This is a genomic window from Leucobacter sp. USCH14 (assembly GCF_037619215.1).
In the GTDB taxonomy this organism is placed as follows: domain Bacteria; phylum Actinomycetota; class Actinomycetes; order Actinomycetales; family Microbacteriaceae; genus Leucobacter.
In genome coordinates this window covers 140,581-165,420 of record NZ_JAQPZP010000006.1, presented here as the reverse complement: position 1 = coordinate 165,420, position 24,840 = coordinate 140,581, and the positions used below count along the sequence as shown (strand labels likewise).

Genomic DNA, 24,840 nt, shown 5'->3' with positions numbered 1-24,840 from the left:
CACTGTGAACATGCGGTCCGGGTCTTGCGGTGGTGGCAGCGTTCGGTCACAATACTTGGCAGGCAGGTGGGACCGGTATCAGATATCCCGGAATCACGACCTGCCGGCGCCATTATCACGACCTGGCGGACCGTCGCGCACCTGCGGCGCTCTCGAAGAGGAGGGCATGAATATGCATCGGAAGACAAGATCGGTCATCGTGCTGGCCGCTGCGGCGACTATTGCGCTGAGCGGATGCGCGGGCGGGGGCGGTGGCGGTGAGGCCGTCGACGTCACCGCGGAGCCCGAGTACTCGGGCACGCTCAGCGTGCTCACCAAGTTCGCCGGCGAACCGCTCGAACCCTACTTCCTCAACGTCGCGGAGGAGTACCAGAAGCTCCACCCCGAGGTCGAGATCGAGTTCATCCAAGAGACGGACCAGTCGGTGAAGGACAAGACGAAGACGCTGACCGCCTCGGGTGCGCTGCCCGACGTCTATTTCACCTGGGCCGGCACGTGGGCGCAGAACTTCGTCGAGGGCGGCCTCGCCGCCGATCTCACCGAGGTGATCGCCCCCGACACCGAGTGGGGCGGAACCTTCGGCGAGGCCTCGCTCGACGCCTTCAAGTTCGACGACAAGTACTACGGCGTTCCGCTCTACAACAACGGCAAGTTCATGGGGTACAACACCGCGGCGTTCGCGGAGGCCGGCGTCGAGGTGCCGACCACGTTCGAGGAGCTCATCGCCACCTGCGGCCCGCTGCGCGACGCCGGGTACGAGCCGATCGCGTTCGGAAACAAGGACGGCTGGCCCGCCCTCCATTACCTGCAGCAGCTGTTCGGGTACAACGTGCCCTCCGACACGCTGCACGCCGACTTCGACCCGGCGACCGCTGAGTGGAGCGACCCCGGGTACATCGAGTCCCTCGAGCAGTTCGGCGAACTGGTGACGGAGTGCACCGACACCGGCCGGGGCACCAATGGCGTGCTCTACACGACCGCGCAGGAGGCCCTCTCGGGCGGGCGCGCAGCGATGTACTACCAGGAGATCCTCGAGTTCGACACGGTGACCGCGGAAGGAGCGGAGCTCACTCCCGAGAACTTCGGCATCTTCAAGCTGCCGGTGCCCGAGGGCGCGAAGGGCGACGCCGACGCGATCCAGGGCTCGCCCGAGGGGTACCTCATCAACGCGAAGTCGCCGCGCGCCCCGCTCGCCGTGGACTTCATGAAGTTCGTCACCGAGCAGGCCAACGCGACCACCCTCTCCTCGCCGCCCTACGGGCAGCCGAGCACGGTGGTCGGCGCGGTGACCGAGGATACGTCGAGCGCAGCGGTCTTCAGCGGCATCGAGCAGGTCAACGATGCGTCGCAGCTCGTCGTGTGGCTCGACACCGTCACGGTCCCCGAAGTGGCGGACGCCTGGCTCGCGGGCGGTGAGGCGCTCATCAGCGGCGACTCGACTCCCGAGGAGATCCTCGAGAGCGTGCAGAGCGCGAACTCGATGGCGCAGTGATCCGATCCCGGGGTGGCCGCACGTCTGCGCGAGCGGCCACCCCGCCGGATCCCGAACGAACAGGACCTGATATGCATTCGCGCATCGCCTCGCTCAAGGGGCTGCTGTGGTTGGCCCCGGCGATCCTCATTCTGATCGCATTCGTCTATCTCCCGCTCGTGCAGAACTTCGGGTTCGCGACGAGCGAGTGGGATATCTATTCGGGCACGCAGGAGTTCGTCGGAGCGAAGAACTTCGAGAAGCTGCTGCACGACCCGATCTTCTGGCGCTCGCTCGGCAACAATCTGCTCTACGCGGTCATGTCGATCGTCTTCCAGGTCGGCGCCGCACTCGTCATCGCCGCGATGGTGGAGAGCGTCAGAAACGCCCGCGTGCGGAACTCGCTGCGCGTGATCTACTTCATTCCCTCCGCGATCTCGATCACCGTCTCGGGTCTGCTCTTCTACTTCATCTACGAACCGAACATCGGCATGCTCAACAGTGCGCTCGACTTCTTCGGCCTCGGCGCCCTCGCGCAGCCCTGGCTCGGGCAGGAGAGCACCGCGATGCTGGGGATCATCGCGATGAGCCAGTGGCAGGGATTCGGCTATTCCGCCTTGCTCTTCACGGTCGCCATCCAGCGCATCCCATCGGAGCTCTACGAGGCGGCGCAGATCGACGGCGTCGGCCCCTTCCGCAGGTTCTTCACGATCACGCTTCCCCTCGTTCGCGAGATGTCGGGCCTCATGATGATCGTCACGATCTCGGGGGCGTTCCAGGTCTTCAACGAGGTGATGGTGATGACGAGCGGCGGGCCGAACAATTCGACGCAGGTGCTCGGCACCTGGCTCTACCGCAACGGGTTCGTGCGAAACGACTTCGGGTACGCCGCGGCCATCGCCGTCGTCATCTTCGTGCTCTCGCTCGGCATCGGTCTTGCGCAGTTGTGGTACACACGGAAACGGAGGGTCGAGGTATGAGTACCGAGACGGCAGTACTGCTGACGGTGCGCCCGCAGCGACCGCGCATCGGCAAGGCGGGGTTTCTCGGGATCATCGGCCGTATATTCGCCTGGTCGTTCTTGATCGGGCTCGCCGTGATCGTCATCTACCCGCTGCTGTGGATGATCTTCAACGGATTCAAGACGAACACCGAGCTGTTCGGCAATCCGTTCGCGCTGCCCCAGCAGTGGAGCTGGGAGAACTACGCGAACGCGTGGAACCGCGGGGTGAGCGACTTCCTCACGACGAGCCTGCTCGTCACGGTCGTGTCGACGATCACCACCGTGCTCGTGAGCGCGTGGGCCGCCTACGGGCTGACCCGCGTGAAGATCCCCTTCAGCGCCTTCTGGTCGGGCATCATCCTCGGCGGACTCATGCTCGCCCCCGCGGTCGCGCTGGTGCCGCTGGTCAAGATGTTCCAGGCGCTGGGGCTCTACAACACCTTCTGGGCGCTCATGGTGCTGTACACCGCTTTCCGCATTCCGTTCACCACGTTCCTAATCCGTTCGTACATGATCGACTTGCCGATGGAGGTCGACGAGGCTGCCCAGATCGATGGAGCGAGTCGCTGGAAGACCTTCTGGCGGATCATCCTGCCCATGTGCAAGCCGATCCTCGTCTCGACCGTGCTGCTGCATGTGCTCTTCGCGTGGAACGAGTACCTCTTCGCAATGGTGTTCACCAGCAGCGTCGGCGCGCAAACCCTCCCGGTGGGGCTGACGAGTCTGATGAGCAAGCACGGCACCGACTACCCCGTCGTGTTCGCGGGGATGGTGATCGCGGCGGTGCCGGTCGTCGTGCTGTTCCTCGTCTGCCAGAGGTACTTCGTCAAAGGCCTCGCCGACGGCGTCGGAAAGTAAGGAGGAGCCCGTGGCGCTCGCGCTCGCCCAGATCAGCGGATCCAATTTCTCGTATCAGCACCACTCGCTCGAGCAGTGCTTCGACGATCTCGCGGGTTCAGGCCGCACCGCCGTCGAGCTCTGGGGCATCGCGCCGCAGCTGCACGTCCCCTGGATGAGCGATGACGACGCCCGGCGGGTGCGCCGCGCAGCGGCGGCTCGCGGACTCGATGTCATCTGCTTCACGCCCGAGCAGGTGATGTACCCGGTCAACATCGCGTCGCCCGACCGGCGGCTGCGCGCGGAGAGCGTTGCGATGTTCCGCCGCGCGGCCGAGCTCGCCGTGGAACTCGGGGCTCCGAAACTGTTCGTGACGCCCGGCCGCGGGTTCGAGAGCGAGTCTCGCGAGGCGGCGTGGAATCGGTCGGTCGACGCGATCGGCGAGATCACCGCCTACGCGGATGCTCTCGGGCTCGAGTGCCTGCTCGAGCCGCTGCAGCGGGTGGAGTCGAATCTCGTCAACACGGCGGACGACGCGCGTCGGGCGCTCGGGGACATCGGCGCATCGAACCTCGGCGTGGCACTCGACACTGTTGCGATGTCGGTGGCCGGGGAGAGCGTCGACGACTACTTCGCTCTCCTCGGCGACCGCGTGCGTCACGTGCACCTCATCGACGGAACGCCGGCCGGGCACCTTGCGTGGGGCGACGGATCCCTCGCACTCGATGGCATCCTCGCCGCGCTCGATCGCCATGAGTACTCGGGATGGATGACCGTCGAACTCTTCGGCGACGGGAGCTACGCGCTCGATCCCCGCCCCGCACTCGCGCGGTCGCTTGCAGCGATCGAGGCGGCGCTGCCGTCGCTCGCGCGCTGAGGGCCTCGCGGCCCGTCTGTGTGCTCGGCGAGGAGCTCGTCCTCCTCGGGCTTCGGATCGCGCGCGTCGGCATAGGTGAATGCGAGCGATGCGATCGCGAGGGCGAACGCCAGAATGCCGAGGGGATTGCAGAGCGCGAGCGACATCTCGACGGAGAAGTCGGAACCCGACGCGAGGCTCAGAATGGAGATGAGGTCGTCGCCCACGCGATCCGGAACCGTCAACCCGAAGCCGACCGCGCAGAGCCAGGCGAGGATCAGCGAGACCGTCGTGCTGCGACTGGTGCGACGCCCGCGAGACGCCGTCACCCCGAGCCTGTGCGCCTGCCACACCTGCAGCCCGATGAAGACGAGCCCGATGGTCGGCAGGTACCACCATGTGAGGTCGCCGCCGATGCCGAACAGCCAGCGGCCGGCCGCCATCCACAGCGCCAGCACCACTCCGACGACGACTACGATCGGACTCCGCACACCTGCTCCTCATCTGCCTCAGGCGCGCCCGGCGGAAGACCCGCCCGAGCGCACGGTACCAGCCAACCAGATTTCACTTTCGGCTGCGAACAGTGCTATTCTCTAACGGTTGTCATCGCAAGGTGGCCGCGCCCCGATAGCTCAGTGGTAGAGCACTTCCATGGTAAGGAAGGGGTCGCCAGTTCAATCCTGGCTCGGGGCTCTGACTCTGCTGGTCTTCCGATCAGGTTTGGCTGAGTAGCTCAGCTGGTTAGAGCGCACGACTCATAATCGTGAGGTCGCGGGATCGAGCCCCGCCTCAGCTACCAGAGTCTCTGAGAAACCCCCTCCCGCCGAGGGGGTTTCTCAGTTCAGCGAGGGCGTTTCCTGCGGTAGGTGCGTTTCGCCGGGGCTTGCTGTACGAAGTGGTCGAAGCCGGTCGCCGCGATGCACTCGGGGCGCGATGTGGCGACGCCCAGCTTGGGGAGGTCGGGGACGCGTGCGTGCAGCAGACGATGGAGTGCGAGGTCGAACTCGGTGCAGAGCGGCAGCATCACCGGCTCGAGGTCGATGAAGACGAAACGGTTGCCGAGATCGGAGCTTCGACCGTCGGCGAGTGAGTCGAGCAACTCCATCGCGGCCGAGCCGTACACCGTTTCGTGCTGGCTCTCGTAGTGGTCGAGTTGGATGTCGTCGGGCAGGAGGACCAGGGGCTCATAGCCGAGCTGATTGACGACGTCTTCGAGGATCGACAGGCATCGCTGTTCCCAGAGTTGATCGAAGGCGCCCTGGAAGAGAATGCGCGAGCCGGTCACCCAGTCGGGTGCATCTCGGTCGCTGAAGGAAGCGCAGTCGGTCTCGATCTCGCCTGCGGCCCCCTGGCTGCGGGGGTGGTCTAGCAGCATGTGCATGCGCGCTCTCCCGCAGGCATCGCTGAATGCAGCGAGTGCGGCGAAGAGTGTCGAGCGGTCTTTCTCATGCGGAACGTTCCTTTGCGAACGAAGGCCCGGCGCATCGTCTCCGAAGTTCGCAGCGGCGAGAACGACGGCGGGCAGCGGGTCATAGTCGAAGAGAAGTTCAGCACCTACTGATGTTGAGGTGAGGCGACCGCGAGAATTTACGGGTCGCTGAGGTGAGAATCCGTAGTGGGCCGCGAGTCTTTAGGTGCAATTCGGGGACGATTCCGCGTCCGCGCGTGACGGACGGCCCTCCGAGGAGTGCGCCACCTCTGGCATCGGAGGCCCTCGGAGGGGAGCCACACCGAGACCAGCGTGGGGCCGGATGCACGCTGCACTTCCCAGCTGAGGAAGAAGCACTCCTGCTTCTTGAACTTCTGACCGATGACGAATTTCAAGAGGAAGAGCAAGCGGTCTTCGAAATCGTACTCGTTGCCTGCGAGTAGCAGTTTTCCCATTGGTATGGAGTCCTTTCGGCGATATCTCCACCCCCGTTGAGAGGATACAAGTCTGCGGGGCCTGCGTCAGCCGACGTTCCGTCACCGTTTGGAGCGGCGGATGAGCCACCACAGCACGACCGAGCCCACGAGAACGAGCGTGCCGAGTGCGGTGAACACGTACGCGGGAAGCCCCGCGCCGGCACCGCGCTCGACGAGGTCGGGGGTGTCTTGCAGGTGCGCTACGAGCGTCAGCCATACGGGATAAGAGTTCATGCGAGTGTCTCCTGTGCGTCGGGTACGAGTGCTTCTGCGAGTTCACGCCGTCGTGCTTTCACGCCGAGTGCGATGTACGTGCCGCTCGCCAGCGTGGTCGCGCCGACGATGGCGGCCCACCATGGGAATCCGGGGAGCTCGGGGCTCTTCGCGGGATCTGCCGCGGGAGGGGCAGGGGAGAGCCGTTCGGCGTGCACGAGAAGCCGGTGCGAGTTGATGCCGACAGGTGTGCACGTGACGAGGGTGACGAGGTCTTTGCCCTGCTCGAGTGCCAGTGAATCGGTTTCGGTGGGGAGCACCGACTCAGTGCTCGTGACCTGATAGGCCAGAGTTTCGCCGTACACGTCGATGTAGAACTGGTCACCCGCATCGAGCTTGTGGAGGTCGGTGAAGAGTGCGGCGTTCGCGAGGCCGGAGTGGCCGGTGAGCACGCTGTGCGTGCTCGGCCCGCCGACGGGAAGTGCAGTGCCGAAGAGGTGACCGACGCCGTGCAGCAGTACGGCATCGGTCGTGCCGTGGAGCACGGGCAGGTCGATGCCGGCTTCGGGGATTCGGATCCGAGCCATCACGTCGGAGGGGGAGCCTCCGAGTTGCTCGAGGTATTCCCGATAGGCCTCGGATTCGATGTCATCGACCGACATGGTGAAGGGATCGTATCCGCCGCCGTACCCCAGATGCTCGTTGTACTCTCGCGCCGATCGGAGGGCGTCTGATCTGAGCTGCTCGGGCAAGCCTGCGACGGTGTGGGAGTAGTCGCTGCCGACAGCGGACTGGTTTCCCTGCGCGAACCAGTCGGCGATCTGCGGATACAGCAGCAGGAGGAGCCCCAGGTGAACGAGAACCACCAGGATGACACGCGATCGGGTCGGCACTGGAGAGGGTCGCCGTTTCGGGAGGTTGTGGGTGGAGGTGTGCGGCTGGCGCATTGCGGTGCTCCGTGATTCGTGAGGTGCGCACACGTCAGTGGGCGACCGAAAGCCTGGCTTCCGATCGCCCACTGACGAGAGGCGCGTGGTTACGCGGTCGCGCGGCGCTTCATGCGCGTGGCCATGAAGACTGCGCCGCCCAGTACGAGCAGGCCGGCGACGGTGAGCATCGCGGTTCCGACTCCACCGGTGATGGGCAGGTTGGGAAGGATCGTCTTCTGGTTCTCCACCACCTGAACGGTCGGGGTCGCGGTGCCCGCCGTTTTCACGGTCACCTTGACGGGATCCGCGAGCAGCACGTAGCCCGCAGGCGCTTCGATCTCAGCGATCCAGTAGTCGCGCTGATGGGTGGCCGAATCGGTGGCGAGGCTCGGGATGAGCGTCGATCCGTTGTCGTCGGTGACGAAGACGGTCTCGCCGGCATCGTTCGCGAGGGCGTTCGTCTTCGCGCGTGCATCGGCCTCGCTCGCGTAGACGCTGAACTTGGCACCGGCGAGCGCCTTCTGATTCGAGCCGTCGGCCTTGTCGATGCGGATGCTGCCGAATTCGCTGACTGCGGGGTCGGAGTCGATCTGGTTCTCGATGTCGTTCAAATTGGTGAAGTACTGCACATCGTTCGAGATGACGCCGTCGTCTCCGAGATCGTTGACCTTGGTGTGAATGACGTAGGAGAGCTGCCGACCCGAGTCGCCGGCGACCCGTGCGATTCCGGTAGCGGTGAGCGAGAGCGCGACCGTCTGACCCTGCACCTCGACGGTGTAGTCGGTGCCTTCGACGAGGGCGGCGCCGGCGTATGTTACGTCGGCGATCGATTCGAACGTCAGTCGCGAGTCCAGTGTGTCGGAGAGCCGCAGCGCCTTGAGCGTATCGCCCGCGCCGAGCTTCGGTGCAGTCGCGGTGATGCTCCACGCCCGGTGCGTCTTGCTGTAGTCAGGGGTGCCGGGCTCGACGACCTGCTTCTCGACGGCGTTGACCGAGTTCTTCGGGTAGGTGTGCACGTCGTACACCCATTCGTCGTCGATCACCGTCGGGATGGTGACCAGATAGGGGGCTCCGGGCGCGGTGATGTTGGCGGGCTCGCCGTTGATCATTCCGTTCGCGATGTTCGTCTCTTCGACGATGTAGAGGCCGACGGGGAGGCCGGAGAATGCGGCGGACCCGTCGGTTGCGGTGGTGGCCGTGGTCGCGGTTCCCGTGCCGAGGGCGCGAGCGGCGTCGACCGTCATCGAGCCGAGCCCGTCCCAGTACGCAGGCGTGCTGAGATCGAGACCGGTGACCGGGGTCACCGTGAACTCGACGCCCGCAATGGGCTTCGCGCCCGCCGGAAGCGTGTCGAGCTTGCTTCCGTCGCCCGGCACGGAGCCGGGGTTATCGGGCTGGGTGAACTTGTTCACCGTGATCGAGCCGGTGCGATCGGGGTCGACGTTGCCCGGGGCAGCGTTCGCCGTAGCGGCGCCGAGGCCCAGGGTGGAGACTGCGACCAGCGCAGCAGCGACGCCGAGCAGGCTTCGCTTGAGGTGTGATCCTCGAGTGGTCATGGGTACCTTTCCTTCTTCGTTGGGCATATGGAGGGGGTCTGGGATCGGCGGGTTCACTCGCCGCGTCGCCTGGTGCGAGTCATCCACCAGGCGGCGGTGAGCAGGCCGACCACCGCGGTCGCGCCGATGATGAGCACGGCGGTCTCTGCGCTCGCTCCGGTCATCGGAAGCTCCGGCTGGAATGAGGAGGTGTTCGGCGGAACCTCGAATTCGGCCGAGTCTTCAGGCGACGTCACCTCTGGCGGCCCGGAGGGACTCGTCGACGCGTCGGCGATCGCCGTGTTGGTCACGCGGCCGTTGAACGCATCCTCCATAGTGACCGTGTAGGTCGCGGTGCAGCGCACCGATTCCCCCGGCCAGAAGCCGCCGGGCGGACAGTTGACTGCGCTCATCTCGCCGCTCCCGGTGAAGTCCGTTTCAGTGATCTGGGTTCGCCACAGCGGGACGTTGCCGGTGTTCGTCACGGTGAACGTGTAGTTCACGGTGTCGCCGACTGCAGCGACTGACTGATCGACCTCTTTCGTGAGTTCGATCGCCGGTTGAGGGGCAGTCAGTGGGGTATTGGTGCTGTCCTCGTTCGACTCGATAGTCTCCGGAACGCCGTCAGGCGTGGCCGTCGCAATTGCTTTGTTGATGACTTGCCCTGCGGCCTGGTCACTAGCGGTGACCGTGTATCCCGTCGTGGCATTGCAGGAGGTCTCCTGGCCGGGGACGAGGACGGTTGCATTGCACCTGACCGTGATGCCGTTCTTCGTGAGCAGCGGATCATCGACGCTGACTTTGCTGACCGGAATCTGACCGGTGTTCTTGACCTTGAACCTGTAGAAGATCAGGTCACCTGCATCGTGAATTCCGTTCTCATTCACATCGGTCACATTGCTGACGGACTTCTCGAGCGCAATGCTGGCGGGCTTGACCGTGTTCGTGATCGTGCACGACACCAGGTCCCCGAGGCCGACGTGGATCGTCTGCCCGTACCCGGCGGAGGTGCCGGTGGGCAGGGTGGCATCTTCCATTCCGTTCCGCGTGCACGCCCACGAAGCGGTGTAGTTCTCCAGGCGACCGGTGCTGCCTTCGAGGAACACGGCGGGCGAACCTTCGAGCTTCACCGGGATGTTCTGGCGCCCGGTCGTCGCGAAGGTTCCCGTCGGCCCCGTTTCGGCGGAGGCAGGAATGGCGCTGCCCTCCGCGTTACTGACGTTGATCGTGAAGTTGTCCTCGCCATAGCGGGAGTCGACCTGCTTGCTCAGTTCGACCTGTGAGATCAGGAACCCGAAGGCGCCGGCCTCAACGCCGCGCTCCGCGTAGAAGGTCTGCGTCATCCGCTCGGAGGCGGCAGAGGCGACGATCGCGGCGCCGGTGCGCAGCTCGACCTCCGTGTCTCCGCCATCGCAGACCACCTTGTACGCGTCATACCAGTCGAGTGCGCCGCCGCACGCATTCCCCAGCGCGTCGCCGTCGCCCGAGATCGCGTAGATGGGATCACTCGACTCCCAGGTGATCGTCTCCTTCTTGCCCGTGTCAGGTTGCTGGTCGGTGGTCTCCGCATCCGCACTCACCAGCGAATAGCCCTGCACTGGCGTGCCCGAGGCGTCGTTCACCACCACGTTCTCGATCGCGATGGTGGACTCGATGGTTCTCAGCGGCACGGGATCGTCCTGCAGCAGCGCCGCTGCGCCGGCGACTCCGGTGTAGTTCTCATTTCCGAAGTAGGCGTTGATGTCGGTCGGGAACGGGGTCGCGTGCAGAGGATGCCCCGTCGTCTTCAGAACGAAGGACGCGCTCCATCCGCCGGGCAGGGGGAGGCTCATCTTCTGCCCCTCGGAGCTCGTCGCCTGGTAGTGGTCGTACTTCGCGAAGTCGATCCAGCACAACGTCTGGGCGTACTTGCCGGAGCCGGGGTCCGCGGTCGAGCACGTGGTCGTGGTCTCCGCAGCGTTGGCGGGAGTCGGTGTCGACGAGAACGGGAGGGTGACGGCGGCCAGCAGCACGACCATCGTGAACTGCAGCAGGCGTCTCCCGCGTGAGCGGATCCCGAGCATCGACGGCTTCCGCCTGGAAACAGCAGACTGTCTGAGTACGTCGTCGGAGATCATCGTATGCACAGCTCTCAATAGTGCTGTGACGGATCGTCCACATCAGACGTTTGCGCTCGATCCGGGTCGGGTTCAGTGGTGGGCCGTGAATGCATGCGGTAGAACTCGACACTTTTGGGTACGGTTCCGACCCATCTGGCTCAGTTCAGTCCGCTCCTGCTTCTCTCGAAGAAAGAGACTGCCATCGCCCATACCTGCACACAGTGCGCGGATCAATACTTCAAGTGACACCGGTAGATACTGAAAAACGCCTTGCCCGCGATTCGCCTGCTTATGGTGGCTCCGTGAAATTCGCCCTGGTAACGGGTGAGATCGAAATCTACACTGGGCGCTACACGGTGTCGGGAAGCCCGAATCGCACGACGCGCCGGTAAGCGCCTCGGGCCCCGACGGCTCGGCACCCCCAGTCGAGATTGGGCGGTACTCCATGGTCGGAACTTCTGAACCCGGAGGGCTGCGCTCGAAGTCAGACGAGATCTCACACCCGCCACGGACGATCTCCTCACGAGCGCGTATCGACGGTGACCGACGACGTCTCACACGCTTCGTGCGAGCGGGGCGTCGCCCTGCAGATGTCTCTGCGTCGTCAACGCGCGTCCCCTTTCACGAACACCCTATGAAACGGAGTACCGCGACATGTCGGAGCGGCGAACCCCACCTACCCATGCCCGCCCAGCTGCACTGACCGCGGCGATCGCGGCAATCGCGCTCGCCCTGATCGGCATCGGCACCGCACCGGCGACCGCGCTCGGGAGCCCGGGCGACGAGCCCGTCACAGAAGCACCGACTACGGAAACGCCGGCGGACGAAGCATCCGAATCGAACGCCGAGGAGCCGCGGGAGCCGGAGGATCCGCACAAGCCCGAGGCCCTTACACCTCTGGACGACGTCGCACCGCTCGTCGGGGAGACCCTCGAGATCGGGCTGGAGAGCAAAACGGGCGTCGACGACGCGGTGAACGATCCTCTCGACGGGAGCACCACGAACGACCTCATCCGCACGAACGACATCTGGACGCTGACCGTCAATGCCGGGCAGCGCGGTACCGAAGCGCAGACCAACGTCGTCGTCGAGATCGACGCGCCGCAGGGCGCGGAGTTCGTCTCCCTGCCGCAGTACTGCGATGCTTCGGGCAGCTCGCTCGACCCTCAGGCGCTCCCCGAGCCGGCGGCGCCCATCACCGATTCGTCGTGGGAATCCCTGCCCACCCAGACGCTCACCTGCAAGCTCACCGCCGAGTACGTCGGTCCAGAATTGGTCTTCGACTTCCCGTTCGAGCTTCGGGTGCGACCCGAAGTGCCCGCCGGCACCTCACTCACGGCCGTCGCCGCGATCCGCTCCGACCAGGTCGCCGCGGTTACGGCGCAAGCGACGGCCAGTGTTGTCGCCGCGCCTCGCTACGACGTCTCGAAGAACGCCTATCGCGCCGAGCCCAACACGAGCACCGTATCGGCCGGGCCGGCAGCATGCTCCTGGGACGAGACCATCGGGTGCCGGCTGTTCGCATTCCCGGTCAATGTGTCTCTTCCGTTCGCAGGCATGGGTTCGAGCCCCGTGACGCAGATCTCGCTGATCGACGACGTCTCCCCGGAAAGCCTCTACGGCGTCGCCGTCGACGACCTCGAGAAGTACGGCGCGCGCCTGCGCGACTGCTACACGACGACCATCGGCTACACCGATACGCCCTGGTCGAAGATCGGACCGGGTTCACGCGAAGGGGAGCCCTACAATTCGGTGCGCGACAGCGGAGCGATGAGATGCGCGCAACCTGACGGGCCCGGAACCGATATCGCGGTCGTCTTCGACAACCCGGACACGACCGCGTGGACCTATCCATCCGAAGGTGTCGGGGGGATCGCCATTCCCGCAGACCGAGCCGCCGTCGCCTCCGGCGTGCTCCGCTTCGAGGTGCCGAACTCGGTGATCACCGACTTCGGCGAACAGTACGCGGCGAGCGCGTGGCGCATGAACGTCAGCAACACGTTCACCGATCTCACCGTTCAAGACATCATCGGCAATGGAAACGATCCCGCATGGGACGACGCGACGAACGATACGCGCGACGTGCAGGTCACCATCACCGCCGGCGTCGGGCAGGAGAAGTATTTCGTCGGCATCCCGGGTGCCGAAGGCAATATGCCCGCTTTCGACTTCCGCCCCTACTTCTTCCAGGGTCCGCCCGGAACCACGGGTCGCGGCAATGGAGACGGCCAGCTCTTCCCCGGTGGCGACGCGATCAGCATCAACCTGTACTCACCGGCGCAGATCGCGGGGGGCGAGACCCAACGGCTCATGGCCGGGTGCGATTACTGGGACGGAACGAAGCTCCATCTCAAAGCCCGCGACTGGCCCGGGAGCCAGATGACCACCGCGGGCGGATACGCTCAAACCACTCCCTCGAACGGCGAGGCAGTATGGGTCAGCGGCGCGAACGTCGGCGACGCGTGGCTCCTGCCGGGAGACACCGCGATTCCAGAGCTCACCGCGCAGTACTCCAACGGCTCGACCGGCACGGCGGGAGGAAACTGCGGTGCGGGGGAGTGGTTCGACGACCCCGCTGACGTGCCGGGTAACGACCCCGAGAAAGCCGCCGATGGCGTGTACACCGCCGTTGATCAGGTGCGCTGGATGGCGGTCATGCCGCTCGACCGCACGGTCACCACTCGGTACGCCGTCTCCATCGGGCTCACCGCCGCCGACGAGATCGAACCCGGCGAAGTCGTCCCGAACTTCATCGACTGGTACACGACGCTCACCGTTACCGGCGACGAGACCCTCGATCAGATCTCGCAGCGTTCGTGGACAACGAGTACCTACGATCCTGCGACGAATACCGGCTTGCGCGGCGACCGGCTCATCGTCTCGAGCCTGAACTCGTCGATCAACAAGGAGATTCTCGGCAACGACGGTGATTGGACCTCGGGCAACACGGAGACGACGGCGGGGCAGGAACGGCGATTCCGGATCCAGCCGTACATTCTCGCGGGCGAGACCACCGGGAGCACGAGCAACCTCCGCATCGAGGACTGCATGCCGGACTCCCAGATTCTGCTCGACTCCAATTACTCCTACACCACCACGCCCGCCGACGGGGCCCTGGAGTGCGCCCCCGAGGAGAACTACGTGCGCTGGGATCTCGGCCCCCGCAGCACCGACGAGACGATCGAGCCCGTCGAGTACACGGTGCGCATCAGCAGTCTCTCCGTACCCGGGGAGTACGTGAACCGAGCACGAGTCTCCGCCGTTGGAGACAATTCCGATGAGAGCCTCCGCACCGACAGCCAGACCATTCGCATCGTCAACCCGGCGGGCGTGAAGATCGAGAAGACCCCCGCGACTCCGCAGGTGCAGGTCAACGATTCCGGAGCGACGAATACCGAGGACATCTCGTGGACCGTCGGCGGAGCCAACATCGGGCCCGAGGCCAATGTGCACAATCTCGATCTCGTCGACATCCTGCCCGCCAACGGCGTCGACACCGATCCCGAGGACGGTCAGCCCGCGTCCGACTTCGCCGGCACGCTCGACCTCAGGTCCGTCGAGATCCCCTCGGGGGTGGCGGTCTACTACTCGACCACCCCGGCGAATGAACTCTCCATCGACCCGGAACACGCGAGCAACTCGGTCGGCGGCACGAACCCCGACGGCACCCCGCACGTCGTGAACCCCGAGAACTGGACGGCGTGGGGTGACAGTGGACCCGCCGATCTGAGCGCCGTCACCGCACTCAGGTGGAAGGTCGACGGCGTCTTCACCGGTGCATCGAACTTCTCCTCGACCGTCGTCATGACCCCGATCGGCAACGCTCCGGGCGACCGCTACATCAATGTGCTGCGCGGCGAGGCCGTGCTCAAGACCGACGACGGGGCGGTCGGGTCGGTGCGCGAGCTCGGCCCGATCTACGCGACGACCAACGTCATCGGATCCAGCATCGGCGACTCCTTCTGGTTCGATGCGAATGCAAACGGAATCCAGGACGAAGGCGAGGCCGGTGTTCCCGGAGCGGAGGTCTCGCTGAGCGGAACCGATGATCTTGGCAATCCCGTCAGCACGACGACCACGACTGACGCCGACGGGTGGTACGAGTTCGACGGTCTCCGCGCATCAGACGTCGACGGGTACGCGTTGAGCTTCGACATTCCCGAGGCTCTCGAAGAGACCGGGTACGAGTTCACGATCACCGAAGCGGGCGACGACCCCGCGCTCGACTCGAACGCGAACGGCGACGGCGTGACGGCGCCCGTGGTCATCAGCCCGGGTCTGTCCGATACGACCATCGATGCGGGAATCTCCCGCTCCGATATCGAACTGGTGAAGACCGCGGACCCGCAGAACGGTGTCGACGCCGACGAGATCGTCACATACACGTTCACAGCGACGAACACCGGGGAGACCACGCTCGACGGAATCGCGCTGCAGGAGAACTCCTTCACAAACCCGCAGGGCGACGACATCGAACTCGACGAACCTCCGGTCATCGATGAGGATCAGTCCACCGGCACCGTCGACGCCCTCGAGCCCGGCCAGCGCGTGGTGTGGACCGCACCGTACACCGTCACCGCTGCAGATCTCAGCGATGACGGCGGACTCATCGCGAACACGGCGAGCGTCAGCGGCGAGAGCCCGCGGGGCAGCGTCGTCACCGACGATGACTCGGAGAACGTGGCACCCGTGGGCGTCGGCGCCTTCTCGTATTCGAAGACCTCGGACCCCGCGTCGGGCTCGGATGTTCGGGTCGGCGACACCGTCACCTATACGCTCACGGTTCGACACAACGGAGCCGGTGATGTGCGGAACGCCACGATCACCGACGACCTCTCCGACGTGCTCGACGATGCCGAGTACAACGAGGACGTGCTCCCTTCGCAGGGCAGTGCGACTTACGAAGACGGGGTACTCACCTGGGTCGGCACCATCAGAGACGGGGCGGAGGTCACGATCACCTATTCGGTGACGATCACGGGCGAGGGCGATCTCTCCGTGCGCAATGCGGCGACCTCGGACGACGAGCGAGGTCAGTGCTATGACAGTGTCGGGTGCGAGACCGAGCTCGACATCCGTCCCGGCGCGTACACGTTCTCGAAGACCAGCGACCCCGGCTCGGGAGCCGAGGTCGCGGTGGGCGACCGCATCGCCTACACGCTGACGCTGCAGCACAACGGCGGCGGAGTGGTCGAGAGCGCCGGCATCGTCGACGACCTTGCGGCTGTGCTCGACGATGCGGAGTACAACGGTGATGCCGTCGCAACCGCTGGAGACGTGAGCGTCGACGATGGTGTGCTCAGGTGGGACGGCGATCTCGCGAACGGTGAACGGGTGGACATCACGTATTCCGTCACCGTTACCGGCGGCGGTGATGACGTCGTGCGGAACGCCGTTACCGCCACCGACGAACGGGGCGCATGCGCAACGGACGTCGGCTGCCAGACGGTGCTCACACTGGGGCCCGGAATGTTCGTCTACTCCAAAGCGTCGGACCCCGCATCCGGCACAGAGATCCAACCGGGAGCGCCCGTCACGTACACGCTCACCATCGAACATCGAGGTGAGGGGCGCGTGCGAGACGCTGCTGTGAGCGATGATCTTGCGGATGTGCTCGACGACGCGGTGTACAACGACGACGCAACCGCGAGCAGCGGAACCGTCGTCGTCAGGGACGGCGTGCTGCACTGGAACGGTGACCTTGCAGCTGAGGATCGCGTCACCGTGACCTACAGTGTCACCGCTCACGGGCGGGGTGACGGCACGCTGGTCAACGCGGTGACGAGTGTCGATGCCCGAGCGGCCTGCGATGCTGATCGCACATGCTCGACCGCGCACCCCGTCGCAGCCGCCGGTGAGGAACCGGGGGACGATCCCTGGCTCTCGATCACGGGCGGGTCGCTGCCGTGGATCGGTCTTGCACTCGCGGCGGCGTTCGTCATCGGCGGCGGCGTGACGCTCGCCGTTCGTCGGAAGCTCCAGCGCGCGGAATGAGCGTTGATTCGAGGCCCGGTGCGATACCACGTCGTGCCGGGCCTCGAGTGCTGTATTCGGCGCCCGCCATCGCGTGAAGAGGTGCACCGACTACTGCACTCGCGCCTGCGCCTGCGCATTCTTCGCTGAACGGCGCGGGCGGGCAATGGGGTCGAGTTAGCGTAATGCGGTCGCGAACGGGGGTTTTCCGCACGCTCGCGTGACGAATGATTCCCGAACGACGAACAGGGCGTGTCGAATGACAGAGTCTTCTCTGCCGCAACCCGAAACCGAAACCGCGCACGCGAGTGCCGCTCCGAAACCGACCGGTCGAGTTCTGCCGTATGTGGTGCTGATCGCGCTTCTCGCATGCGCGATCTACTCCGTTGTGGCAATCCTCATCGACGGGGAGCCGGGGTTCGGGCGAGCGCTCGACTCGGTGCTCGCGGTTGCCGTGTTCACCGGATTGATCTGGATCGATACGCTCATCGCAAGACGCCGCCCGAAGTGGTTCGCGGCCGTGTCGTACTGCGGCAGCGTCTATCTGCTCGCCTTCTGGGTCTCGAATATCTGGGCTGAGGACATCGGCGGTCACCTCATCCTCGGCTTCGCGCACCCCGCGACCCTGATCATCGTCAGGCTCACGCTGCTGCACGTCGATCTGATTCGTGTGATGGTCCGGAAAGGGAGCGGCCCACTATCCGTCTTCATCGGTGCTCTGACCGGTGTCGCTGCAAGCGCGACGGCGATCCTTCTGACGCTTTCCCTGCACGTCTGGGGTGCCCCGCTGCTCGAGCTCGAACCGTACTCGCGGGTCTGGGCAGCCACCGCAATGCTGGCCGCGTTCGGCACGATCGCGCTGCTCATCACCGGCGTTCTCACCGGTGCTCGAGTGACGCGAACGGCCGCGCCGGAACCTGCGACGCTCATGTGGCCGCGGCTGCACGATGGAACGCCCGTGCCCGCGACGCCGAGCGGAGCGCCCGACTTCTCTGCTCTCCCCCCAAACGCGGTGCTCGCCTGGCCGAGGTACCTCGATGGCACGCCGGTTCCCGCTCGCGCAACCGGTGGCCGGCACCTCTCACCTCCCACGACATCCGAAAGAGATTCCGAATGAGCAGCACGTCAACCGAGGCAGAACCAACCCCGCAGGCCTACGACCGGTCGTTCAACCCTCTGGCGATCGTCGCATTCGTCGGCTCGTTCTTCATCGGGCTGGTCGGCATCGTCTGCGGACACATCGCGCTTCGGCAGCTGAAGCGCCAGCCCGGGCGCGGTCGAGGATTCGCCCTCGCCGGGACGATCATCGGCTACGTCAATGTGGCCTGCATCATCACTTCGACCATTGTGCTGACTACCCTGGTGCTCAACGGCGGGTTCGAGAAGAGCTACGACATTCAGCGCGATTTCGATCCGCTGCCCGGTGAGACTGTGGAGATCGACCCGCCCGACGAATTCGAGACCGATTCCGCGGCGGCGAACTTCGAGAACGTCTGCGACGCGGTCGATGACCTCCTCGAGATCGACGTCGTTGCCGCTGGCGCCGATCGGGAAGCACTCGCGGCGCTCCACTATCTCAGCGAGTCCGAGAGCTCGAATGCTGCAACGTACGCCGACGCAGCGCGTCTTCTCGAATCAGGAGCCGCAGGTGCTGACATCGACGATCAGCTCGCCGATGACCTCACCCTCGCGTTGACGGACGAGTACGTCATGTGCACCGCCTACGGCGACGACGTGCTGTAGCAAGCGCACTCCTCACCCCTTCCGCGCTCTCGCAACAAAGGAACCAGAATGATCAGTCGCAGTATCAGCTCACTCACCCTCGTGCTCGCCGCGTGCGGTCTCAGCCTCGCGTGCGCGCTCACCGGATGCGCGCCCGGCCCGGCACAGGACGCCGCGGCGGAGAAGGACACGGCCACGCAGTCGAAGGAGGCCGAGCAGAAGCAGGCCGAGCCGAAGGCTCCCGAACCCGTCGAGACCGAGGAGACCGACTCCGACGTCACTCCGGCGGGATGGTCGAAGCCCATCAACACTGACGGCGACATCGTCGCAACGTACGAGAACGACAGCGTGCGCGTCGACGTGCACGCGACCGCCTTCGGCGAGGCTCCCGAGGACGAAGGCATCGAGCATCCCGACACCGGCGAGTCGCTGGTGCCCGCAGGCTCTCCGGTCGTCGTGCTCAATGCGGTCATCACGAACATCACGGACGAGACCCTCCCAATCGGCGAATCGGCGCTCCGCCTGTCGATCGGCAACGAAGGCTGGCCGTTCATGAGCTTGCACGAGGTCGAGAGCGCCGTCGATTGGCGCGACAGCCTCGGAGCCTTCTACAGCTCCATCGATTGGAACTCCGACTCCGACATCACGACGCTGGAGGCGGGTCACTCCTTCTCCAACGCGCGCGTGGTGCCCTACCTCGAAACGTCCTACGAGGTGGAGGTCACTCTGACGCCGGAAACGGATGACGGACTCGATCACGACAACCCCGTTCTCGCCGAATCGCAGACCTTCACCATCACGCGCCCGTGAGCGATTCCGCCCGATCAGGAGAGTCCATGACCCATCCAGTCTCACCACCGAGCACGAACGCATACGAGCACGAGCTGCGGTACGCTCCGCCTCCGGTGCACGCATACCCACCGCCGCGGACGAACACCCTCTCGATCATCGCCTTCATCGGTTCGTTCCTGCTGTCGTTCACTGGGATCATTCTCGGCGCGATCTCCCTCAGCCAGATCAAACGAACACGCGAGAGCGGGCGCGGGCTCGCTATCGCCGCGATCATCATCGGGTCGGTCGGCACTGCGATCGCGCTGCTGTGGGGCGCGTTCATCGTGTTCGCGATGTACTTCGCCTCACTGTACCCAACTGGGTATGCGACTCCGTACGATCCAGAACCGCGGAGCAGCAGCCACGCGCACACCTATGGTGACGACGCGCATCTCGACCGGCTCTGGGATGCGTGCGATGCCGGAGATGACGACGCGTGCTCGGATCTCTACTGGGAGTCGCCCCTGGGGTCGGAGTACGAGGAGTTCGGGCAGAACGACGGGCGCCTCGACTCCGGCCTCACATCCTGAACAGCGGCCGGTCTACTGCTCGATGATGCGCTTGAGCGCGGCGAGCGTCGCGGGGATGTCCTCGCGCGCCGCCGCGCTCCGCACCGTCACCTGATCTGCGGCATGCTCGCCGAAGCGCTCCACGAAGTAGGCCTGCCCCTCGGATGTGAACTCCCACGATTCAGTGAGGCGCGTGCCGCTCCCCGACGGCTCCATGCGGTAGGTCCACACGACGCGGCCCGGTCCGACGCTCCAGCCGAACGCGACTCCCGGTTCGGCGACGACGACCTGGCTGCGGGTCTTCCACTCCCGATCAGGCGTGGCGTTGAGCCCGGTGAACCAGGCGCCCGGGCGCGGGCCGTGATCCTCATCCCACCAGCACTCCCGGCAGGTCGGCGACCACTCGCCGGTGCGCGTCACGTCGGAGACGACCGCGTACACAGCGGAAGGCTCTGCCTCGACGTGAATGGAATCCTCGAACGTCAGTGAAGCAGGCATGCCCGTCAGTATAGAAGCGACTGCATGCCCGGCGGGGTCGGACCCCAGCCCGCGCCCGGGCGGCCGCCCTCTACTGGGACTCCTCGCTGCTGGTGCGGTGCGGCATGCCGACCGGCTTCGACTCACTCGACCCTCGTTGGCGGAGATAGATGGAGAACGCCACCATCGCACCGACCGCGAGAAACTCGGACTGCCAGTTCTGCAGCGTGCGATTCCAGAACTCCGCCGAAATCACGTACGAGCACCAAGTCTCAGCGGGCAGGCCGTGCTGCGCATTCTCGTCATTGCTCACGATGCGGCCCGCTAGGGACTGCGCGAACCAGGAGAGCACGAAGATCGCACCCATCGTGATGAGCAGCGAGTTCGAGTAGATCCACAGTCTCACGCCGCGTACCTTCGCCCAGCGCGGGGAGTCGGGGCGCGCGTATCTGCCTACGAACTGGTCTGCGTCAGAGCCGACGCCCTCGTCTCCGGGTTTCTTCGACTCGGGAGACCCTTTCTGCACGAACCAGATCGTCGCCAGGATGAAGAGGAAGAACTGCAGGAACTCCGACTGCCAGTTCTCGGCGACGTCCACGATGAAGGCGGACGTCGTCACGAAGTCGAGGTAGCCGATGCCGGGTTGCCCGTGCTGTGCGAGTTCTTCGTTGTTGTAGAGGAATCCGACGATCGATTGACCCACGAGGGTCGCGAGGAAGATGACGATGAAGACGAGGCTGAGTCGCGTGCTGCGCATGAACTCTCTCACGCCGCGTCACCGCCCCATGAGCGGCAGGGCGATCATCAGGACGAGCCCCACCGCAACGATCGTCATCCACGCCCAGAACGGCACCGCCTGAGTGCTCCTCCTGCTCTGCTTCTTCTCCACACCGCCTCCGATCCTGTCCTTCAGAGCTTGGCGCTGCTGCCCCTCCGCGGCACGGGGATTGACGCGACGCACGTCTCCTGGCAGGGCTCACCCGCCTCGCATACGAAACGGGGGCCGTCGAGCGCAAGCCAGTGGTTCTGCGCAGCAGGCGTCAGTACCCTCGTCTCCAGGCACTGCACGCGCGCGACTCTCGCGGCGCGTGTTCGGCGAATGAGAGGAGTGAACCGTTGGCGGTGATCGGGTACCACGCGTCTCATGAGCAGCACGCTCCGAGCGAGCTGCTGGAGGCGGTTCAGCTCGCCGAGCAGGCCGGTTTCGAAGCCGCGATGTGCTCGGATCATCTTGCGCCCTGGACGAGGCAGCAGGGTGAATCCGGTTTCGCGTGGAGCTGGTTGGGTGCAGCGCTGGCGACGACGAGCATGAGCTTCGGCGTGGTGAACGCGCCCGGCCAGCGCTACCATCCCGTCATCATCGCGCAGGCGATCGCGACTCTGGCCGAGATGTTCCCGAACCGGTTCTGGGCGGCGCTGGGCAGCGGCGAGGCGCTCAATGAGCACGTCACCGGCGACCCGTGGCCCGAGAAGCCCGTGCGCCAGGAGCGGCTGCACGAGAGCTTCGACGTGATCCGCCGACTGCTCGACGGGGAGCAGGTGAGTGTGCGAAACGACCTGACGCACGTGCACAACGCGCGCGTGTGGAGTCTCCCGGCCGAGCACGTGCCGCTGCTCGGTGCCGCCGCGAGCGAGGAGACCGCAGAATGGGTCGCAGGCTGGGCCGACGGTCTGATCACGGTCGCTTCGACACCCGATGCGACGCAGCGGATCCTCGAGCGATATCGGGCCGGCAGCGGCAGAGGGAGCGCGCGATTGCAGGTGCACCTCAGCCTCGGCGCGTCGCGGGAAGAGGCGGTTCGAGAGGCAGAGGATCAGTGGGCGCACAGCACCGTGCCCGAAGAGCTCTTGTGGGAACTCGAGGGTCCCGAGGACTACGAAGCGCTGGCGCGGCTGTCAGACGGCGCGATCGAGGAGTCGGTGGTGGTGTCTGATTCGGCCATCGACATGGCGGAGCGCATCGCCGAGCTCGCTGCGGGATTCGACCACGTGTACCTGCATCACGTGGGACCCGACCAGAAGACGTTTCTGCGGCGGTGCGAGACCGAACTGCTGCCCGAACTGCGGAGGATTCTATGACGGCGCCGAAGTTCGACGTGGACCCGTGGGGTCTCAGCACGGGCAGCTTGGACGCCGAGTGCCTCGCGCACGAAGAATCGGTGTTCGGGCTCTCCAACGGTCACGTCGGGTGGCGCGGCAACCTCGATGAGGGGGATCCGCGCGGCCTGGCGGGCAGCTACCTCAACGGCGTCTTCGAAGAGCATCCGATGCCGTACGCCGAAGACGGCTACGGATACCCGGAGACGGGTCAGAGCGTCATCAATGTGCCGAACGGGCAGATCATCCGGCTCGCCGTGAACGACGAACCCTTCACCGTTCGGCACGGAACCGTCGAGGATCACGCGCGTCGACTCGATTTCCGTGACGGAACGCTGAGCCGCGCGCTCACCTGGACCACGCCGGCCGGAGACGCGGTCGAGATCCGCTCCACCCGACTGGTGTCGTTCGAGCACCGCGCGGTCGCGGCGGTGCGCTACTCCGTTCGCGCCCTGACATCGCCCGTGGAGATCACCATCGAGTCGGAGGTGCTCGCGAATGAGCCGCTCCCCACGGAGCACGGCGACCCGCGAGTGAAAGATCTTCTCGCGCAGCCGCTCGTCGGTCTCGCCAGCACCGTCTCCGGATCCTCCGCCACGGTCGTGCACCGCACCAGGGAGAGCGGCTTGACGGTCGCGACCGGCATGGAGCACGTGATCGCGGACCGCTCGGAGGCCGGAGAACCGAGCGCGGTCGTGCAGACGCATGCCGAGGGCGATGTCGCGCGCACGACGATACGAGCATCGCTGCGAGCCGGGGAGTCGCTCGACTTCGTGAAGTTCGTGGGGCACGAGTGGTCGGCGCGCACATCCGTCGCTGCGCTGCAGGAGCAGGTCGGGACAGCCGTGTCAGAGGCCGTGCGCGAGGGGTGGGACGGCATGCTCGACGCGCAGCGACGCCACCTCGACGCGTTCTGGAGCGGAGCTGACATCCGCATCGACGGCGAGCCCCGCCTGCAGCAGGCCGTGCGGTTCGCACTCTTCCAGATGCATCAGGCATCTGCGCGGTTGGAGATGCGCTCGATACCGGGGAAGGGGCTGACCGGCTCCGGGTACGAGGGGCACACGTTCTGGGACTTCGAGGCATTCGTGCTGCCCGTGCTCATCTCGACGACGCCGCGCGCCGCAGAGCAGGCGCTGCGCTGGCGACACGCGACGCTGGGGCACGCCCGCGATCGGGCGAAGCTGCTGCATCTCGAGGGTGCCGCCTTCGCCTGGCGCACGATCGACGGGCGCGAGAGCTCGGGGTATTGGCCGGCGAGCACAGCGGCGTTCCATATCAACGCCGATATCGCGGTCGCCGTTGTGCAGTACGTGCGCGCCACCGGAGATGTCGCCTTCGAGCGCGAGTGCGGCGTCGAGATGCTCATGGAGACCGCGCGCCTTTGGCTCTCCCTCGGGCGGCGAGACGATGAGGGCGCTTTCCACATCGACGGGGTCACCGGGCCCGACGAGTACTCCGCCATCATGAACGACAACGTGTACACGAATGTCATGGTGCAGCTGAATCTGCGGGGTGCGGCCGCGGCCGCCCGGGCTCACGCCGATGTCGCCCGCGATCTCGGCATCAGCGACGAGGAGATCTCTGCGTGGGAGACCACCGCCGACGCCGTGCACATCCCATTCGACGCGAAACGCGACGTGCACCCTCAGGCGGCCGGCTTCACCGAGCTCGCACGGTGGGACTTCGATTCGACGCACCCGGAGCAGTACCTGCTGCACGATCACTTCCCCTACTTCGACCTGTACCGCAAGCAGGTCGTCAAGCAGGCGGACCTCGTGCTCGCGCTCCTGTTCGCACACGAGGCGTTCTCGTACGAGGCGAAGGATCGCGCCTTCTCCTACTACGAGGGCATCACCGTCCGCGATTCCTCGCTCTCGGCCGCGGCGCAGGCGGTGATCGCCGCTGAGCTCGGTCATCTCGATCTCGCCTACGACTATCTCGCGGAGGTCGCCACGCTCGACCTCGATGATCTGCACGGCAACACGGAAGAGGGGTTGCACATCGCGGCTCTCGGGGGAGTGTGGATGGCGATCGTCTGCGGATTCGGGGGCCTCCGCGACGGCGCTTCAGGGCCGACGTTCTCTCCGCGGTTGCCCCCGCGCGTGAGCCGCCTGGAGTTCGGAGTGCGCCTGCACGGGTCGGTGATCGATCTCGACGTCACTCCGAGTCACACGACGTATCGCATTCGCGAGGGCTCGGCTCTTCGCATCCAGCACTGCGGCGAGGAGATCCTGGTGGGGCCGGATGGCGAAGTCCGCATGCCGAACTCGCCTCTTCAGTCGGCGGGTTCACCCCCGGCGCAGCCCCGCGGGCGCTCGCCTCGACCGGCGGGTCGAGCGTTCTCCGAGCGGTGAGGGGAGGGTCTCGCCCTTCGACCTCA

Annotated in this window: 21 protein-coding genes and 2 tRNA genes; 13 read left to right on the top strand and 10 right to left on the bottom strand. The window is 65.6% G+C overall.

The features are described 5' to 3' along the window. The first annotated feature begins 172 nt into the window (after nucleotides 1-172). The 4 genes from PQI23_RS08370 to PQI23_RS08355 all read left to right on the top strand — a co-directional run bounded on the left by PQI23_RS08370 (nucleotide 173) and on the right by PQI23_RS08355 (nucleotide 4,188). Nucleotides 173-1,492, top strand: a complete 1,320-nt coding sequence (locus PQI23_RS08370) for an ABC transporter substrate-binding protein (protein WP_339973444.1) — start codon at nucleotides 173-175, stop codon at nucleotides 1,490-1,492. Nucleotides 1,493-1,563: 71 nt separating this feature from the next. Next, entirely contained in the window at nucleotides 1,564-2,451 is an 888-nt protein-coding gene (locus PQI23_RS08365) for a carbohydrate ABC transporter permease (protein WP_339973441.1), read from the top strand. Next, nucleotides 2,448-3,332, top strand: coding sequence for a carbohydrate ABC transporter permease (locus PQI23_RS08360; RefSeq protein WP_339973439.1), 885 nt, complete (start codon nucleotides 2,448-2,450; stop codon nucleotides 3,330-3,332). Before PQI23_RS08365 ends, PQI23_RS08360 begins: the two co-directional genes overlap by 4 nt. A 10-nt stretch (nucleotides 3,333-3,342) precedes the next feature. After that, on the top strand, nucleotides 3,343-4,188 hold the full coding sequence (locus PQI23_RS08355) for a sugar phosphate isomerase/epimerase family protein (RefSeq protein ID WP_339973437.1): 846 nt from the start codon (nucleotides 3,343-3,345) through the stop codon (nucleotides 4,186-4,188). Here the strand turns inward: PQI23_RS08355 and PQI23_RS08350 are convergent. Then, a complete protein-coding gene (locus tag PQI23_RS08350) occupies nucleotides 4,110-4,658 on the bottom strand; it encodes a hypothetical protein (RefSeq protein ID WP_339973435.1) in 549 nt (182 codons plus the stop codon). The two genes, PQI23_RS08355 and PQI23_RS08350, sit on opposite strands and share 79 nt — an antisense overlap. A gap of 130 nt (nucleotides 4,659-4,788) precedes the next feature. On the opposite strand from PQI23_RS08350, the gene PQI23_RS08345 reads away from it, so the two are divergent. Both PQI23_RS08345 and PQI23_RS08340 read left to right on the top strand, forming a co-directional pair. Beyond that, a tRNA-Thr gene (locus PQI23_RS08345) sits at nucleotides 4,789-4,860 on the top strand. Nucleotides 4,861-4,889: 29 nt separating this feature from the next. Next, nucleotides 4,890-4,966, top strand: a tRNA-Met gene (locus PQI23_RS08340). A gap of 42 nt (nucleotides 4,967-5,008) precedes the next feature. On the opposite strand, the gene PQI23_RS08335 is transcribed toward PQI23_RS08340, so the two are convergent. The 6 genes from PQI23_RS08335 to PQI23_RS08315 all read right to left on the bottom strand — a co-directional run bounded on the left by PQI23_RS08335 (nucleotide 5,009) and on the right by PQI23_RS08315 (nucleotide 10,812). Beyond that, nucleotides 5,009-5,548, bottom strand: a complete 540-nt coding sequence (locus PQI23_RS08335; protein ID WP_339973432.1) for a hypothetical protein — start codon at nucleotides 5,546-5,548, stop codon at nucleotides 5,009-5,011. Between the two features lie 206 nt (nucleotides 5,549-5,754). Continuing rightward, entirely contained in the window at nucleotides 5,755-6,051 is a 297-nt protein-coding gene (locus PQI23_RS13975) for a DUF7882 family protein (protein WP_445238416.1), read from the bottom strand. Nucleotides 6,052-6,132: 81 nt separating this feature from the next. Next, on the bottom strand, nucleotides 6,133-6,306 hold the full coding sequence (locus tag PQI23_RS08330) for a hypothetical protein (RefSeq protein WP_339973430.1): 174 nt from the start codon (nucleotides 6,304-6,306) through the stop codon (nucleotides 6,133-6,135). Then, the gene (locus tag PQI23_RS08325) at nucleotides 6,303-7,151 is read right to left on the bottom strand and encodes a class C sortase (protein ID WP_339973429.1); all 849 of its coding nucleotides are present in this window, start codon (nucleotides 7,149-7,151) and stop codon (nucleotides 6,303-6,305) included. The genes PQI23_RS08330 and PQI23_RS08325 overlap by 4 nt, the downstream gene beginning before the upstream one ends. A 170-nt stretch (nucleotides 7,152-7,321) precedes the next feature. After that, nucleotides 7,322-8,770, bottom strand: coding sequence for a SpaH/EbpB family LPXTG-anchored major pilin (locus tag PQI23_RS08320; protein WP_339973427.1), 1,449 nt, complete (start codon nucleotides 8,768-8,770; stop codon nucleotides 7,322-7,324). 53 nt (nucleotides 8,771-8,823) lie between these two features. Beyond that, nucleotides 8,824-10,812 carry a DUF7507 domain-containing protein gene (locus tag PQI23_RS08315; protein ID WP_339973424.1) on the bottom strand — a complete coding sequence of 663 codons (1,989 nt, stop codon included), beginning with the start codon at nucleotides 10,810-10,812 and terminating at the stop codon, nucleotides 8,824-8,826. Nucleotides 10,813-11,502: 690 nt separating this feature from the next. On the opposite strand from PQI23_RS08315, the gene PQI23_RS08310 reads away from it, so the two are divergent. The 5 genes from PQI23_RS08310 (at nucleotide 11,503) to PQI23_RS08290 (ending at nucleotide 19,904) form a co-directional block, all read left to right on the top strand. Beyond that, a complete protein-coding gene (locus tag PQI23_RS08310) occupies nucleotides 11,503-16,842 on the top strand; it encodes a DUF7927 domain-containing protein (RefSeq protein ID WP_339973421.1) in 5,340 nt (1,779 codons plus the stop codon). Between the two features lie 238 nt (nucleotides 16,843-17,080). After that, nucleotides 17,081-17,938: a hypothetical protein gene (locus PQI23_RS08305; protein ID WP_339973419.1), complete on the top strand. Its 858-nt coding sequence runs from the start codon at nucleotides 17,081-17,083 to the stop codon at nucleotides 17,936-17,938. Further along, entirely contained in the window at nucleotides 17,935-18,564 is a 630-nt protein-coding gene (locus PQI23_RS08300) for a DUF4190 domain-containing protein (RefSeq protein WP_339973417.1), read from the top strand. The genes PQI23_RS08305 and PQI23_RS08300 overlap by 4 nt, the downstream gene beginning before the upstream one ends. Nucleotides 18,565-18,612: 48 nt before the next feature. Next, on the top strand, nucleotides 18,613-19,353 hold the full coding sequence (locus PQI23_RS08295; RefSeq protein WP_339973415.1) for a hypothetical protein: 741 nt from the start codon (nucleotides 18,613-18,615) through the stop codon (nucleotides 19,351-19,353). Between the two features lie 26 nt (nucleotides 19,354-19,379). Further along, entirely contained in the window at nucleotides 19,380-19,904 is a 525-nt protein-coding gene (locus PQI23_RS08290) for a DUF4190 domain-containing protein (protein WP_339973413.1), read from the top strand. Nucleotides 19,905-19,916: 12 nt separating this feature from the next. Here PQI23_RS08290 and PQI23_RS08285 read toward each other — a convergent pair whose 3' ends face one another. The 3 genes from PQI23_RS08285 to PQI23_RS08275 form a co-directional block, all read right to left on the bottom strand. After that, nucleotides 19,917-20,381, bottom strand: a complete 465-nt coding sequence (locus tag PQI23_RS08285) for an SRPBCC family protein (protein WP_339973411.1) — start codon at nucleotides 20,379-20,381, stop codon at nucleotides 19,917-19,919. Nucleotides 20,382-20,451: 70 nt separating this feature from the next. Beyond that, nucleotides 20,452-21,117, bottom strand: coding sequence for a DUF6766 family protein (locus PQI23_RS08280; protein ID WP_339973409.1), 666 nt, complete (start codon nucleotides 21,115-21,117; stop codon nucleotides 20,452-20,454). A gap of 18 nt (nucleotides 21,118-21,135) precedes the next feature. Then, nucleotides 21,136-21,321 (bottom strand): hypothetical protein, encoded by a 186-nt coding sequence (locus PQI23_RS08275; protein WP_339973407.1) that lies wholly within the window; start codon nucleotides 21,319-21,321, stop codon nucleotides 21,136-21,138. 161 nt (nucleotides 21,322-21,482) lie between these two features. On the opposite strand from PQI23_RS08275, the gene PQI23_RS08270 reads away from it, so the two are divergent. Both PQI23_RS08270 and PQI23_RS08265 read left to right on the top strand, forming a co-directional pair. After that, nucleotides 21,483-22,439, top strand: a complete 957-nt coding sequence (locus PQI23_RS08270; RefSeq protein WP_339973471.1) for a TIGR03885 family FMN-dependent LLM class oxidoreductase — start codon at nucleotides 21,483-21,485, stop codon at nucleotides 22,437-22,439. After that, nucleotides 22,436-24,814, top strand: a complete 2,379-nt coding sequence (locus PQI23_RS08265) for a glycoside hydrolase family 65 protein (RefSeq protein ID WP_339973405.1) — start codon at nucleotides 22,436-22,438, stop codon at nucleotides 24,812-24,814. The genes PQI23_RS08270 and PQI23_RS08265 overlap by 4 nt, the downstream gene beginning before the upstream one ends. The last annotated feature ends 26 nt before the right edge of the window (nucleotides 24,815-24,840 follow it).